Origin of the sequence: Pseudomonas sp. AD21 (assembly GCF_002878485.1) — a bacterium.
In the GTDB taxonomy this organism is placed as follows: Bacteria; Pseudomonadota; Gammaproteobacteria; order Pseudomonadales; family Pseudomonadaceae; genus Aquipseudomonas.
Window position 1 is genome coordinate 13,367 of record NZ_NQYG01000030.1, and the last position, 14,344, is coordinate 27,710.

General features: G+C 60.5%; 12 protein-coding genes and 2 pseudogenes. 8 read left to right on the plus strand and 6 right to left on the minus strand.

The window, feature by feature from the left end; translation table 11 throughout:
* Nucleotides 1-77: 77 nt before the first annotated feature.
* A complete protein-coding gene (gene acpA, locus PseAD21_RS17895) occupies nucleotides 78-1,772 on the minus strand; it encodes an acid phosphatase (RefSeq protein ID WP_102356822.1) in 1,695 nt (564 codons plus the stop codon).
* A gap of 148 nt (nucleotides 1,773-1,920) precedes the next feature.
* On the opposite strand from acpA, the gene PseAD21_RS17900 reads away from it, so the two are divergent.
* Both PseAD21_RS17900 and PseAD21_RS17905 read left to right on the plus strand, forming a co-directional pair.
* Nucleotides 1,921-2,211 carry a nucleotidyltransferase family protein gene (locus tag PseAD21_RS17900; protein ID WP_102356823.1) on the plus strand — a complete coding sequence of 97 codons (291 nt, stop codon included), beginning with the start codon at nucleotides 1,921-1,923 and terminating at the stop codon, nucleotides 2,209-2,211.
* A complete protein-coding gene (locus PseAD21_RS17905) occupies nucleotides 2,208-2,546 on the plus strand; it encodes a DUF86 domain-containing protein (protein WP_102356824.1) in 339 nt (112 codons plus the stop codon). The genes PseAD21_RS17900 and PseAD21_RS17905 overlap by 4 nt, the downstream gene beginning before the upstream one ends.
* A gap of 42 nt (nucleotides 2,547-2,588) precedes the next feature.
* Here the strand turns inward: PseAD21_RS17905 and PseAD21_RS17910 are convergent, their stop codons facing one another.
* Nucleotides 2,589-4,007: a short-chain fatty acid transporter gene (locus PseAD21_RS17910; protein WP_102356825.1), complete on the minus strand. Its 1,419-nt coding sequence runs from the start codon at nucleotides 4,005-4,007 to the stop codon at nucleotides 2,589-2,591.
* A 312-nt stretch (nucleotides 4,008-4,319) separates the two neighbouring features.
* On the opposite strand from PseAD21_RS17910, the gene PseAD21_RS17915 reads away from it, so the two are divergent.
* Nucleotides 4,320-5,633 carry an MFS transporter gene (locus PseAD21_RS17915; RefSeq protein ID WP_102356865.1) on the plus strand — a complete coding sequence of 438 codons (1,314 nt, stop codon included), beginning with the start codon at nucleotides 4,320-4,322 and terminating at the stop codon, nucleotides 5,631-5,633.
* A gap of 6 nt (nucleotides 5,634-5,639) precedes the next feature.
* On the opposite strand, the gene PseAD21_RS17920 is transcribed toward PseAD21_RS17915, so the two are convergent.
* Nucleotides 5,640-7,010 carry a gluconate:H+ symporter gene (locus tag PseAD21_RS17920; protein ID WP_102356826.1) on the minus strand — a complete coding sequence of 457 codons (1,371 nt, stop codon included), beginning with the start codon at nucleotides 7,008-7,010 and terminating at the stop codon, nucleotides 5,640-5,642.
* 329 nt (nucleotides 7,011-7,339) lie between these two features.
* On the opposite strand from PseAD21_RS17920, the pseudogene PseAD21_RS30330 reads away from it, so the two are divergent.
* The 4 genes and pseudogenes from PseAD21_RS30330 to PseAD21_RS17935 form a co-directional block, all read left to right on the plus strand.
* Nucleotides 7,340-8,026: pseudogene (locus PseAD21_RS30330) on the plus strand (PAS domain-containing protein); the annotation flags it as partial.
* A 102-nt stretch (nucleotides 8,027-8,128) separates the two neighbouring features.
* Nucleotides 8,129-8,566: pseudogene (locus PseAD21_RS30335) on the plus strand (methyl-accepting chemotaxis protein); the annotation flags it as partial.
* A 155-nt stretch (nucleotides 8,567-8,721) separates the two neighbouring features.
* Nucleotides 8,722-9,321, plus strand: coding sequence for a flavin reductase family protein (locus PseAD21_RS17930; protein ID WP_102356828.1), 600 nt, complete (start codon nucleotides 8,722-8,724; stop codon nucleotides 9,319-9,321).
* A gap of 75 nt (nucleotides 9,322-9,396) precedes the next feature.
* The gene (locus PseAD21_RS17935; protein ID WP_102356829.1) at nucleotides 9,397-10,029 is read left to right on the plus strand and encodes a LysE family translocator; all 633 of its coding nucleotides are present in this window, start codon (nucleotides 9,397-9,399) and stop codon (nucleotides 10,027-10,029) included.
* Nucleotides 10,030-10,063: 34 nt separating this feature from the next.
* Here PseAD21_RS17935 and PseAD21_RS17940 read toward each other — a convergent pair whose 3' ends face one another.
* The 3 genes from PseAD21_RS17940 to ggt form a co-directional block, all read right to left on the minus strand.
* On the minus strand, nucleotides 10,064-10,435 hold the full coding sequence (locus PseAD21_RS17940) for a type II toxin-antitoxin system HigA family antitoxin (RefSeq protein ID WP_064387655.1): 372 nt from the start codon (nucleotides 10,433-10,435) through the stop codon (nucleotides 10,064-10,066).
* A gap of 3 nt (nucleotides 10,436-10,438) precedes the next feature.
* Entirely contained in the window at nucleotides 10,439-10,741 is a 303-nt protein-coding gene (locus PseAD21_RS17945) for a type II toxin-antitoxin system HigB family toxin (protein WP_095122959.1), read from the minus strand.
* 249 nt (nucleotides 10,742-10,990) lie between these two features.
* Nucleotides 10,991-12,823 carry a gamma-glutamyltransferase gene (gene ggt, locus PseAD21_RS17950; protein WP_102356830.1) on the minus strand — a complete coding sequence of 611 codons (1,833 nt, stop codon included), beginning with the start codon at nucleotides 12,821-12,823 and terminating at the stop codon, nucleotides 10,991-10,993.
* 262 nt (nucleotides 12,824-13,085) lie between these two features.
* Between ggt and PseAD21_RS17955 the strand changes: the two genes are divergently transcribed.
* Nucleotides 13,086-14,186 (plus strand): DUF2817 domain-containing protein, encoded by a 1,101-nt coding sequence (locus PseAD21_RS17955; RefSeq protein WP_102356831.1) that lies wholly within the window; start codon nucleotides 13,086-13,088, stop codon nucleotides 14,184-14,186.
* Nucleotides 14,187-14,344 lie beyond the last annotated feature (158 nt).

Here is a 14,344-nt window from a genome sequence, read left to right on the forward strand (position 1 = left end):
GCTTCATATTGGATCAGCCGTGTTGCACAGAGAAACCGTCATTCACGGATTTTTGCGTCAGCCCGCAGGACTCGGTTTCAGGCTTGAAAATGCAAGGCGTTGGTCAGATCGCCCATGGGTTTCTGACCGCGGGCGATCATCGCGTCATCCCGCTGCTTGAGGCCGTCGAGGGTTTCGAGCTGGAACACTCGAGTGATCAGTCGCAGGATCGACGCTGTGTCGTAAACCGTGTGATCGACCGTGCCCTTGCGCGCAAACGGCGACACCACCAGCGCCGGCACCCGCGAACCCGGGCCCCAGCGGTCGCCCTTGGGCGGTGCAACGTGATCCCACCAACCGCCGTTTTCATCGACGGTCACAATCACCACCATGTTTTGCCACTGCGGGCTTTCGCGCAGCACCTTCAATGCGCGGACGATGTGCCGATCCCCGGACGCCACGTCGGCATAACCGGCGTGCATGTTCAGGTTGCCTTGCGGTTTGTAGAAACTCACCGCCGGCAACTTGCCGGCCTCGGCATCGGCGAAGAACTTGTTGGTGCTCGACTCATCGCCCAGGCCAGCATCGCGCAGGCGTTTATTGCGCTCGACGGGGTTTTCCGGGCCTTGCTGCTTGAAGTAGTTGAACGGCTGATGGTGATACTGAAAATTGGGGATTTTCGGAATGCCGCCAGAATCCTTGTACTGCTCCAGCGTTGCCTGCCACGCACCGGCGTACCACGCCCAGTCAATGTTCTTCTTCGACAGCTTGTCGCCGATGTGTTCGTGGGTCTGCGGCACCATGACGTTGGGCAGATCCGCTTTGGAATACGCCGGACGCTCCGGGTCGCGAATCCAGGTTGGCCAGTAGGGCGGGGCGAGCGTATTGACGCCGAAGCCGTCCGGGGTCAACGCGCTCGGGCCGAACTGCGGCGGGCCAGTCATGGCGCTGGCGGGGGATTGCTCCAGCGGTTTCAAGCGCGAATCGTTCGGATCATCGCTTTGCAAGGTGGCGATCTGACTCTTGGCCACCGAATTGGCCGCGTCCGGATAGAACGGCGCGGTGGCGCTGATCAGGTATTGGTGGTTGAGGAACGAACCACCGAAGGCACCCTGGAAGAAGTTGTCGCACAGTACGAATTCCTGCGCGACATCCCACAGACGCAGGGAATAACGGCTCTGGGCGTAATGGCCCATGGTCAGGCCGCCGGAGTCGGCCCAGGCGACGAAGCCATCGTTCTTGCCGCCATTGATCTGCATCTGGTTCTGATAGAACACGTGCCACAGATCGCGGGTGACCAGGCCGAACGGCAGGTCTTCGCCATTCGGGCCTTTGAGGGCGAACGGTGCGTTGGGCAGGTTTTCCTGAAACTGCGTGGCGGCGGGGTAGGTCACGCCATCGAGGGTTTGCGGGCCGATCTGCAACACCCCGCCCCAAGCTGGCGGCAAGGTCTGCAGCAGACTGCCGTTGCGGTCACGTTGCTGATAATCGGCAGGCTTGAGCGCTGACAGCGGTTTCTCGACACCGGGGAAATCACCGAACAGGTTGTTGAAGCTGCGGTTCTCGGCGTAGATCACCACCACGGTCTTCACTTGGTCACGAAGGGCTTTGTCCAGCTCGGTCGGCGTCAGCGGGCGCTCGGCCGGTTTGCCCGGCTGATCGCTGGCGTTACCGCAGCCAGCCAGCGTGGCACCCACACCGAGGACAGCGACCCCGCCGAGGAAGCGGCGGCGACTGGTGTCGGTGGGGTTGTCGGATTCAGGTGCGTCAGTGCTGTCTGTTTCGTCTTTCATCTATCAGCCCGTTTTGCTTAACTGTTTCAGTTTGTTTCGGGCGGACGCTAGCAAGGGAATGTGACGGTTGGGTTACAAAATGGTGCGGTGTCTACGACCCTTCGGCACTGCTAGACTGCTGCGATATCGAAACTGGCCTGAGTGAACCATGAAGCCTTCCATTGCTCTTGATCTGCAACGAGCTGCCGTCCGTGAGGTTGTCGGCAGATTCCGTGTGGCCAATCCGCGAGTGTTTGGCTCGACAGCGCTGGGTACCGATATGGAAGGCAGTGACCTTGATCTGTTGGTCGATCCATTGCCTGGCGCCACCTTGTTTGATCTCGGTGGACTACAGCTTGAACTTGAGGACTTGCTGGGGGTTACCGTCGATCTGTTAACGCCGGGAGACCTTCCGCTGAAATTTCGTCAGCAGGTTCTTGATCAGGCCCGTCCCGTATGATCGAGAATCGGCTCGGCGATTACCTTGAGCACATTCGTCAGGCCGCGAGCGACGCACTGGTCTTCGTCGAAGGTCTGAGCAAGGAAGAGTTCGTAGACGATAAACGGACGCAGCAAGCGGTCATCATGAGCCTGGTCATCATTGGCGAGGCGGCAACCAAAATAATGGACCGCTTTCCAGAATTCGCGGCTCAGAACACTCAAACTCCCTGGCGCAGCATGCGCGGGATGCGTAACCGGATCGCTCATGGCTACTTCGACATCAATCTGGATGTCGTTTGGGAAACGGTTCAGGTTGCTTTGCCTGAGCTGCTGAGATTCCTACCCTCCAGGTAACATTGATTGCACCTGCCATTTGGCAGGTGCAATCCCGTCAAGCTACGGCATCACCGGCGGCGTATACGCCAATGTCGTCCCCAGCACCCACAGCAAGAACAGCACCAGCGGCGTGTGCACCAGCAGTTGCACGAACGAGAAGCCGATCAGGTCCCGCGCCTTCAGACCGAGCACGCCCAGCAGCGGCAGCATGTAGAACGGGTTGATCAGGTTTGGCAGCGCTTCGGCGGCGTTGTAGATCTGCACCGCCCAGCCGAGGTGGTATTGCAGATCGTTGGCGACTTGCATCACGTATGGCGCCTCGATGATCCACTTGCCGCCGCCGGACGGAATGAAGAAACCGAGAATCGCCGAGTACACGCCCATCAACAGCGCATAGGTGTCGTGGGACGCAATGCTGACGAAGAAGGTCGAGATGTGATGCGCCAGCGTCTGCGCATCGGCGCCTTTGACCGTAGTCAGCAGCGCGGCAATCGAGCCGTACAGCGGGAACTGGATCAGCACGCCGGTGGTGGTCGGCACCGCTCGGGCCACCGCATCGAGGAAGCTGCGCGGGCGCCAGTGCAGCAGGGCGCCGAGCATGATGAACAGGAAGTTATAGGTGTTGAGCCCGGAAATCGCAGTGATCGCCGGTTTGGTCGAGAACTCGTGGAACAGCCAGCCGGCCGCCAGCAACACCAGCAAAATGATCAGCAACGGACTGTGCTCCAGCCACTCACCTGGCCGGGTACGCGGTTGCAGCGGCGGCAGATTGAATGCCGGGTCGATGCCGCAATCCTTGGCGTCGCGCGCAGAGTTCGGGCCGGGCGCGGTGGCGTAGGCGACGATGATCGAAATCACGATCAATGCCAGCAGCATGGCGCCGGACTGCCAGAGGAAGATGGTCTGGGTGAACGGAATCACCCCGGTGATCGACAGGATCGACGGTGGCAGGCTGGCCGGGTTGGCCTGCAACTGCGCCGCCGATGACGACAGCCCCAGCGCCCAGACCGCGCCCAGGCCCAGGTACGCCGCCGCACCGGCTGCGCGGTAATCCATTTTCAGATCGGTGCGGCGGGCGAGGGCGCGCACCAGCAAACCGCCGAACACCAGCGACAGGCCCCAGTTCAACAGCGAGGCGACCATCGAGATCAGCGCGACCCAGGCCACGGCGGAGCGGCCGTTTTTCGGGATACGTGCCAGTTTGTCGATCAGTTTGACGGCCGGCGGCGAGCTGGCGACCACGTAACCGCCAATCACCACGAAGGCCATTTGCATGGTGAACGGGATCAGGCTCCAGAACCCGTCGCCGAACGCCATCGCGGCATCGGTGGGTTTGGCGCCCATGGCCATAGTGGCCAGTGCGACAATGATCACCGCCAACGCGGCGAACACCCAGGAGTCGGGGAACCAGCGTTCGGCAAAGCTTGAACAGCGCAGGGCAAAGCGCGCGGAGCGGCTATCTTCGATCTCAACGGCCACAGGAAGTACCTCGGATTTTTATGGTTATTTTGGGTCTGCAGATCGCTGAGTGCTTTGGGTGGGAACGGGCTTGCTCGCGAATGCGGTGTGTCAGACCAATCAGTGTCGACTGACACACCGCATTCGCGAGCAAGCCCGCTCCCACAGGTTTTCACTGGACGGTGGCTGCAGACAGGCCTCAACAGTAAATCAAGCCAAGCGCTTTTGTGAGCAGGTTTTGCAAAACCGGGACTATGGTCTAACGGGTTGTCCCCAGGCGGATTTGCGTAGACCATGAGCGCCTTGGTTTTTTGCCTGCCAGAGTTCTTTGCCATGACTGCCCAATCCACAGCCCGACCGGCGCCGTTCAGCCGTTCCGACTACAAGACCCTCGGCCTTGCAGCCCTCGGCGGGGCGCTGGAAATCTACGATTTCATCATTTTCGTGTTCTTTGCCCTGACCCTCAGCCAGTTGTTCTTCCCGCCGGAAATGCCCGAGTGGCTGCGTCTTCTGCAAAGCTTTGGCATCTTCGTCACCGGTTACCTGGCGCGGCCTCTGGGCGGGATCCTGATGGCGCATTTCGCCGATCGCCTGGGCCGCAAAAAGGTCTTCAGCCTGAGCATCCTGATGATGGCGCTGCCGTGCCTGCTGATCGGGATCATGCCGACGTATGCCCAGATCGGTTATTTCGCACCGCTGTTGTTGCTGGCGCTGCGCATCCTGCAAGGCGCGGCGGTCGGTGGTGAAGTGCCGAGCGCCTGGGTGTTCGTCGCCGAGCACGCGCCCGCCGGGCATCGCGGTTATGCCCTGGGCTTTTTGCAGGCCGGGCTGACTTTCGGTTACCTGATCGGCGCGTTGACCGCGACGTTTCTCGCGCAAGTGTTCACCCCGGCGGAAATTCTTGATTACGCCTGGCGCTATCCCTTCCTGCTCGGTGGCGTGTTCGGCGTGATTGGCGTTTATCTGCGCCGCTGGCTGAGCGAAACCCCGGTGTTCATGGCGATGGAAGCGCAACGCGAGGCGCGGGTCGAACTGCCGCTGCGCACGGTGCTGCGCGAGCATCGACTGGCGATGTTGCCGGCGATGTTGCTGACCTGCGTGCTGACTTCGGCAGTGGTGGTGTTCGTCGTCATTACGCCGACCATGATGCAGAAAACCTTCGGCATGAGCGCCAGCCACACCTTCGCCCTCAGCGCATTGGGCATCGTATTCCTCAACATCGGCTGCGTGATCGCCGGCCTGCTGGTCGACCGTATCGGCGCCTGGCGCACGGTCATGCTGTATAGCCTGTTGCTGCCGCTGGGTATCGGCGTGCTGTATGGCTGCTTGATCATGGGCGGCGATTGGGTTGGCCTGGCTTACGCCGTGGCCGGTCTAGCGTGCGGTGTGGTCGGTGCGGTGCCGTCGGTGATGGTCGGCTTGTTCCCCGCGCGCATTCGCGTGTCAGGCATTTCCTTCACCTACAACATTGCCTACGCCGCATGGGCAAGCATCACACCGCTGTTGCTGATCGGTCTGATGCCATGGAGTCCGTGGATCTGCGTGATGTTCTGCGCGGTGATGGGCGCGGTCGGCATCGGTAGCGCGGCGTATTTCGGTGTGCGCATGCCCGGGGTCGGGCGCCGTTCGGTGGCGCCCTGTTCCTGAAGGCCGTTACGTCAACCAGTGCCACCACAGCAAGGTCCCCACCAGGCCTACCACCGAGACGATGGTTTGCAGGACCGACCAGACCCAGATCGTCTGTTTCAGCTGCAAGCCAAAGTACTCGCGAACCATCCAGAAGCCGGCGTCGTTGACGTGGCAGAAGAACACTGAGCCGGCGCCAATCGCCAGCGCCACCAACGAACTTTGCGTCGCGGCGAGGCCCGCCATCATCGGCGCCAGAATCCCCGCCGTCGTCGTGGTGGCCACCGTTGCCGAGCCTGTAGCCTGACGCAATGCCACAGCGATCAGCCAGGCCAGCAACAGGTACGGCATGTGCGCGCCTTCGGCGACCTTGCTGATGGTCTGGCTGATGCCGGCATCCAGCAAGGTCTGCTTCAGGCCGCCACCGGCGCCGATGGTCAGCAACAGCACGGCAATCGGCGCCAGGCTTTTGCGCAGGGTGCCGCCGACGTGGTCGCGCGGCATGCCGTTGGCCCAGCCGAGGCAGATCACCGCCGCCATCACCGCAATGCCCAGCGCCACCAACGGTTCGCCGAGGAACTTCAGGGTCAGGGCGACGCTGCTTTCCGGGCTCATCGCGACTTTCGCCAGAGTGCTGCCGAGCATCAGCAGCACCGGCAACAGAATGATCAGCAGCGACATGCCGAAACTCGGCTGACGCGGCGCTTTCGGCGGAGCGCTGAACAGTGCGCCGAGTTCTGCCGGCTCATCGACGTGCATGCGTTTCGACAGCCAGTTGCCGTAGATCGGTCCAGCCAGGATCACCGCCGGGATGGCGATGCTGAAGCCCAGCAACATGGTCAGCCCAAGGTCGGCATGCAACGCGCTGACGGCAATCAACGGCCCGGGATGCGGTGGCATCAGTGCGTGCAGTGTGGTCATCCCGGCCAGTGCCGGAATCGCGATTTTCAACAGTGGCTGCCCCGAACGGCGGGCCATGACGAAGATGATCGGCACCATCATCACCAGCCCGACTTCAAAGAACAGCGGCAAGCCAATCACCATCGCCACCAGCGCCATGACCCACGGCAGGGACTTGCCTTTGCCCAGTCCAAGCAAGGTCGAAGCGATACGGTCGGCCGCGCCGGATTCGGCCATCAGCGCGCCGAGCATCGAACCCAATGCAATGATGATCCCGGCTTCACCGAGAATCGCCCCGGCGCCTTTGCTGAACGCCTTGGCCACGTCCTCAGGCGGTAAACCCGCGCCGACGCCGGCAATGAATGTGCCGATCAGGATCGACAGGAAGGGCGGAAGCTTGGTGGCGCTGATCAGCACAATAATTGTGGCAATGGCCAGCAGGCAGCAGAGAATCAGGCGGGTGTCGTGAACCATCCAGGCAGCGGTCGATAAATCCAAAACGGCACTCCTTATCGGGCGGATAGCTGCAACATGTTGTTGCAATTTACTCTGAGAATACCTGATATGGCCGGGCCAAAGCGCCCGGTTTTGTATCCTGCCGGTTGGCGTAAAGATAAGACCAATGGCCTATTGAGATTATTTTTGACTGACCGGTCGCAATCGCTCTTCAGAAAAGATTTTCAAGGCCGATGGTTAGGCTGCATCCCGCTTTCCACCTTGCCTATCGGTACTTTCCCATGTTCAACAAACGCCTCAAGCAAGAGCTGGCCACTCTTCGTGAAGAACTTTCCAGCCTGCTACAAGTGAAGGAAAGCCTGGAAAGCGAGATGTTGGTGCTAACCCTGGAGCCCGATGGACGGATTCAGTCGGTCAACCAGAACTTTCTCGCCGAGATGCTCTACAAGAGCCAGGATCTGGTGGGGCGGGCCATTGAAGACATCGTTCCTGTGCATGTGAAGGCCGATGAATTTCACCATCGTTTCAAGTCCGCACTGACCCGTGGCGAGCACTTCGCCGGGGCCGTGCGTCTGTTGCGCGGTAATGGGGAAGAGGCGTGGCTGCGCTCCATCGTGCAGCCGGTGCGTTCTTCGGATGGCCGAATCAAGCAGTTCTCGATTTTCTCCAGTGACCTGACCCGCACCATTGAAGCCTCCCGCGAGCACGAAAACCTGATCGGCGCGCTGGTACGTTCCACCGCAGTGATCGAGTTCGACCTCAACGGCAACGTGCTGAATGCCAACGAGCGCTTCCTCAGCGGCATGGGTTACAGCCTGGCGCAGATCAAGGGCAAACATCACCGCATGTTCTGCGCGCCGGAGGAGTACAACAGCGCCGAGTACCAGAATTTCTGGCGTCGCCTGAACAATGGCGAATTTGTGGCTGAGCGCTTCAAACGTATCGACAGCCACGGCCGCGTGGTCTGGCTGGAGGCGTCCTACAACCCGGTGGTCGATGCCAACAACAAGCTGTACAAAGTGGTGAAGTTCGCCACGGTGATCACCGATCAGGTCAATCGCGAGCAAGCGGTTGCCGACGCGGCCAGCATCGCCTACAGCACTTCGCAGCAAACCGACAGCACCGCGCAACGTGGCACTACCGTGGTCACCGAGGCGGTGAATGTGATGCGTGATCTGTCGCGACACATGCAGTCTGCCGGCGAGGGCATCGAGGCACTGAACGAGCAGTCGCAGGTGATCGGCACCATCGTCAAAACCATCAGCGGCATTGCCGAGCAAACCAACCTGCTGGCGCTCAACGCTGCCATTGAGGCGGCCCGTGCTGGCGAACAGGGTCGGGGCTTTGCGGTGGTGGCCGACGAAGTGCGACAACTGGCCTCGCGCACCAGTCAGGCGACCGAAGAGATCGTCACTGTGGTGCGGCAGAACCAGGAGATGGCGCGCAACGCCGTGGCGCTGATGACCGACGGCAAGCTTCAGGCCGAACAAGGCCTGGCGCTGGCGGCGGAAGCAGGCACGGTGATCGTCGAGATTCAGGACGGCGCGCAGAAGGTGGTGGATGCGGTCGGTCAGTTCGCCAATCAACTCTCCCACTAATCTCCACTGATCCATTGTGGGAGCGAGCCTGCTCGCGATGACGGTCTGACATTCAACAATGGTGCTGACTGATTCACCGCTATCGCGAGCAGGCTCACTCCTATAGGTCACAGGTGGCGCTACAATCAGCTCCTTTTTCCCCGGAGCAGATCCCCATGAGCGCTTCCCACCGCCGCCCGGTGCCCCTGAACAAAGCCTACCGTCTGCTCAATCACGGGCCGACCGTGCTGGTCAGCGCCGCCCATGACGGTCAGCGCAACATCATGGCCGCCGCCTGGGCGATGCCGCTGGATTTCGAACCGCCGAAAGTCGCGGTGGTCCTCGACAAGTCCACCTGGACCCGCCAGTTGCTCGAAGCGTCCGGCACCTTCGTGCTCAACGTCCCCTGCGTCGATCAGGCCGACATCGTGCAAACCGTCGGCAATACGTCGGGTCTGGACATCACCCAAACCCAAGGGCAAGACAAATTTCAGGCTTACGGCTTGCAGACGTTTTCTGGCGAACAAGTCGAAGCGCCGCTGCTCGAAGACTGCGTCGCCTGGCTCGAATGCCGTTTGCTGCCGGAGCCGCGCAATCACGAGCAATACGACCTGTTCCTCGCCGAAGTCATCGCCGCCCACGCCGATGAGCGCGTGTTCAGCGACGGACGCTGGCATTTCGAAGGGCATGACGGTTTGCGCACCTTGCACCACGTAGCGGGTGGGCATTTCCTGAAGATTGGTGATGCGGTGGATGGCAAGACGCTAGCGGTCTGAATGTCTGCTGATGGCAAAACATTGCCGGATGTTGCAAGGTAGAGGGCATCGTCGAACCGATCAGGCGCATGCCCCATGGATCTTTCCCCCTTGAGTTATCTGGCGCCCTTGCTGTCGCTGGCCGTGTTGTGGACCGTTGCCGTGGTCACGCCCGGCCCGAACTTCTTCAATATCGCGCAACTGGCGGTCAGCCGTTCCCGCCGCCACGGTGTCGTCGCGGCGCTCGGCGTCGCCAGCGGGACCGTGTTGTGGGGGCTGGCGGGTGGCTTGGGCATTCAGTCACTGTTCAGTGCTGCGCCGACGCTGTACCTGAGCTTCAAGATTGCCGGTGGCTGCTACCTGATCTACCTCGGACTCAAGCAGTTCAAGCGCAAGGCACCGATCGTCCCGGGCACGCTCGATACTTCGGAGCAGACGTTGCTCGGAGCTTATGGCCGCGGCTTTCTTGGCAACATGACTAATCCCAAGTCGGCATTGTTCGTCGCCACCATCTTTGCCACCGCCATGCCGGCCCACATCCCGCCACTGTTACTGGCGCTGGCGGTGCTGACCATGGCGACGTTGTCGTTCAGTTGGTATTGCTGCGTGGCGCTGTTCTTCGCCAGTCGCCGGATTGCCGGTGTGTATGAGCGTTCGCGACAATGGCTGGATCGCTTCGCGGGCGGTTGCTATCTGTTGTTTGGGGTGCATCTGGTGGCTAATCGCTAAGCTGCAGTCAAAGGCTGGGTTGCTGCAATTTGTATCAGATTTGCTTCATTGGTTTGATCAGGCTTTCGGCAGGAATTCCAAACAGCTCATGAAGTTTCCATATCATTGGCAAAGTGAGTGCCCGCTTGCCATTCAACACTTCATAGACCCTGTTTGTTCGACCGATAGCCGGAGCGAGATCCGCGGCTGACAGGCCTGACTGTTCCATTCGGAATTTGATGGCATCGATTGGATTGGGCAAATCCAGTGGAAACTGTTTGGCTTCATAGGCCTCAATGAGAGTGATCATGATGTCGAAGTAATCACCTTCAGGGGTACCCGGTTCTGGCTCGTTGTCGAAAAGTGCAGACACGTTTTTGAGCGCCGCACGGTAGTCTTCTTCGTTATGAATCGGACGTATGTTCATGGGTTACTCCATTTCGACGGTATCAGCGTCGATTGCATCGTACTGCTTGTGGGTGCCGACGAATTTTATGTATATGGCGCCGAAGCGGTAGGCCACGGCTACGATCAGGCGAAAGTCATTGCCCTTGATGTTGAACACCACTCTGCGGCTTTTCAGAATGCTCGCAGAAGCAAAATGTGCCTTGATGTCCGAGGGCGTTGACCAGCTTGCTTTCCTCGCTTCATCTATCCACGCCAACAGTGGTTGCTCTGAGTCCGGATACCGTTCCCAAAAATTTTTGAGCTGACTGACAGCGATAATTCTCATGACGCGATCCTAGTCCCGCTATGGGACTGATGCAAGGCTGTTGGCTGTCGGTGGACGTACGGTTCTAATATTTGCGTGTTCATAAATGCCAGCAGATCCCGAAAGTGTTGTTTGCTGAACGGCCACTTACTCTATCCGTGGCAGCAAATTTTCGGTGTAGGAAAAGGCGACGGGATGCGAGTGAACACAATCTGTTAGCCACAAAAAAGGCCTACCTCACGGTAAGCCTTTTCTCTTTGCGTCCTAGCCTCAATCCCCCAACGCTTCGCCTTCACGCCGTGGATCCGCGCCACCCTCCAGCGACGCTTTCCCCTGCGCATCCTTGACCCGCACGATGGCCTGGGTGCCGCTGGTCATGTCGATTTCATTCACTGCATGCCCTTTGTCTTTCAGCGCCTGAATCAGCGCCGGGCTGAACTGGCCTTGTTCCAGTTCGGTCGGGCCGTTGCGGCTGCCGAAGTTGGGCAGGCTGATGGCGCTTTGCGGGTCGAGGTGCCAGTCGAGCAGGCCGACGGTGGTTTTCGCCACGTATTCGATGATTTGCGAACCGCCCGGCGAGCCGACCGTGGCGACGAATTCGCCGCTGGGGCGATCGAAGATCAGCGTTGGCGCCATCGACGAGCGTGGACGTTTGCCGGGTTCGACGCGGTTGGCGACTTTCTGTCCGTTTTCTTCGGGGATGAACGAGAAGTCGGTCATCTGGTTGTTCAGCAGGAAGCCCTGAACCATCAGGTGCGAGCCGAACGCTGCTTCGATGGTGGTGGTCATCGATACGGCGCCGCCGAGGTCATCCACTGCGACGACTTGCGAGGTGGAGATGCGCAGCGGCGAGCGGTCCGGTGCGTAAGCCACCTGCACGCCCGGCGGTGTGCCCGGTTTGGCGCTGCCCATGCTGCGTTCGCCGATCAGGCTGGCGCGACTGGCGAGGTAGCCCGGGTCGACCAGGCCTTTGACCGGCACTGGCACGAAGTCGGTATCGGCAACGTATTGCGCGCGGTCGGCGTAGGCCAGGCGTTCCGCTTCGGCGATCAAATGCACGGCTTGCGGATCCGGTTCAATGCCGGCCGGTTTGTCGGTTTTCACTGGTTTGAGCGGTGTCAGGGAAAGACGTGGATCGCGGGTTTCCAGCGCCTGCAACGTGCCGAGAATCTGCGCCACGGCGATCCCGCCCGACGACGGTGGCGGCATGCCGCAGACCTGCCAGCGTTTGTAGTCGGTGCACAGCGGCGCGCGCTCTTTGGCCTGGTAGCCTTGCAGATCCTTCAGCGACAGGCTGCCGGGGTTGGCGTGGTCTTGCACCTTGGCGACGATCTCTTCGGCGATCGGGCCTTTGTACAGCGCGTCCGGGCCTTCTTGGGCGATGCGCTTGAGCACGGCGGCCAGCGCCGGGTTTTGCAGGCGCGTGCCGATGGCTTTGACGCTGCCATCGGCGTTGAGGAAGTACTTGGCCATATCAGGCGACTTGCGGATGACTGGATCTGATTCCAGCAACGAATGCAGGCGCGGAGAAATTGCAAAGCCTTGCTCGGCGAGTTTGATCGCAGGTTCAAACAGCGTGGCCCATGGCAGGCGACCGTGTTGTTTGTGCGCCAGTTCCAGCGCACGCAGCACGCCCGGTGTGCCGACCGAGCGCCCGCCGATCTGCGCCTGCGGGAACGGCATCGGTTTGCCGTCGGCTTGCAGGAACAACTTCTCGGTGGCGCCGGCCGGTGCGGTTTCGCGACCGTCATAAGTGCGCACCTGTTTGCCGTCCCACAGTACGATCATCGCGCCGCCACCGATTCCGGAAGATTGCGGCTCGACCAGCGTCAGCACCGCTTGCATCGCAATCGCCGCGTCGATGGCCGAGCCACCCTTGCGCAGCATCTGGCGACCGGCCTCGGCGGCCAGCGGGTTGGCGGCAGCGGCCATGTGTTTGCTGGCGTGGCGGGTCTGCAGATCGGTGCGGTAGCCGGAGGCGGCTTCCGGGGCCAGTGGCAAGGTCGAGGAGGGCGGGGCGTTGCACGCGGTGAGGGTCAGGGCGCTGACGAGCAGGGTCAGGGCTGGCAGGGGAAAGCGGCTCAGGGGCAGGGCTGGAAACACGTGGTGCTCTCCGTCCGTGGGATAAAAGTCTGAGGGACTTTATCGACCGCTCGGTCGCGACGCAAACCGATGGGCATTTTTGTCTTTCTTTTCTGGCCGGATATTCGCTAGGGTCAACCGCAAATCTACTGAGCTGCAACGAGCACCTGTGGGAGCGAGCTTGCTCGCGAATACGTTATTCCAGTCAAACGAAGTGTTGAATGTACAACCGCTTTCGCGAGCAAGCTCGCTCCCATAATTACAAGATCAACAAGAGGCCGATATGCACAGCGATTTCCCCACCGAATCCAGCTACCGCGACCAACGCCAACAGTTCATCGCCGCCGCCAATGCCGCCGGCGCCACGCTCACCTCTTACGCGCATCCACGTTGCGGGCCATTCGGCGAACCGCTGAGCACCGACGTCGCTGTGCTCGGCGATCCACAGGCCAAACGTCGTCTGGTAGCGCTCAGCGGTACGCACGGAGTCGAGGGCTATTACGGCTCGGACTGTCAGATCGATTGGCTGAAAACCGTCGAAACCGGCTCGCTGCCCAAGGATGTCGCGGTGGTGATGATCCACCTGATCAATCCGTGGGGCACCGCCTGGTTACGGCGGGTCAACGAAGACAACATCGACCTCAACCGCAATCATCTGGATTTCACCGTGCTGTTGCCGGACAACCGCGCTTATGCGGCCTTGCACGAGATTTACGCCTGCACCGATTTGAATGGCCCGGAGCGTGCGCGGGCCGATGCCTTTCTCGATGCGCAGATTGCCGAACACGGCTGGCCGGCCGTGATGTCGATTGTTGAGGGCGGTCAGCACAGCCATCCCGATGGCCTGTTCTATGGCGGCCGCGCACCGAGTTGGTCGAATCGCACCTTGCATCAAATCATCGATGAGCATCTGGCAGGCGCTGAAACGGTGATGTGCTTCGACCTGCACACCGGTGCGGGCGAGTACGGCCATCCGATGTTGCTGACGATTACCCAAGCGCCTTATCCGGCACTCGCGCAAGCCCAGGCGATCTACGGTCCATGGCTTTACACGCTGCACACGGGCGCCGAGACCTTGAGCGAAACCGGAGTGGCAGCGACTGCTACGGGCTACACCTCGCAGGCGTTGCTCAATGCATTGCCGGACGTGCAGTTGATGCCGTTCGTGATCGAGTGCGGGACTTATCCGGGGCCGGATGTACATCGGCATTTGCGCGATGACCATTGGCTGCATTTGCATGGCGATCCGCTGGACGCGACGGCGAGGGCGATCAAGTTGAATCTGCTGGAGCAGTTCTATCCGGCTGATCCGGATTGGCGGGCGATGGTCGGTTTGCGCACGCGGCAGATCTGGGTGAAAGGGCTGGCGGCGCTGGCAGGCTGATTGTAGCGAGGGGATTTATCCCCGATGGGCTGCGAAGCTGCCCCAATGTTCATCTGGTAAAAAAAACAGGGGCAGCCTCGTGCTCCATCGGGGATAAATCCCCTCGCTACAACAGGCATAAAAAAACGGCCTACCTTTCGGTAAGCCGTTTTTAGTAC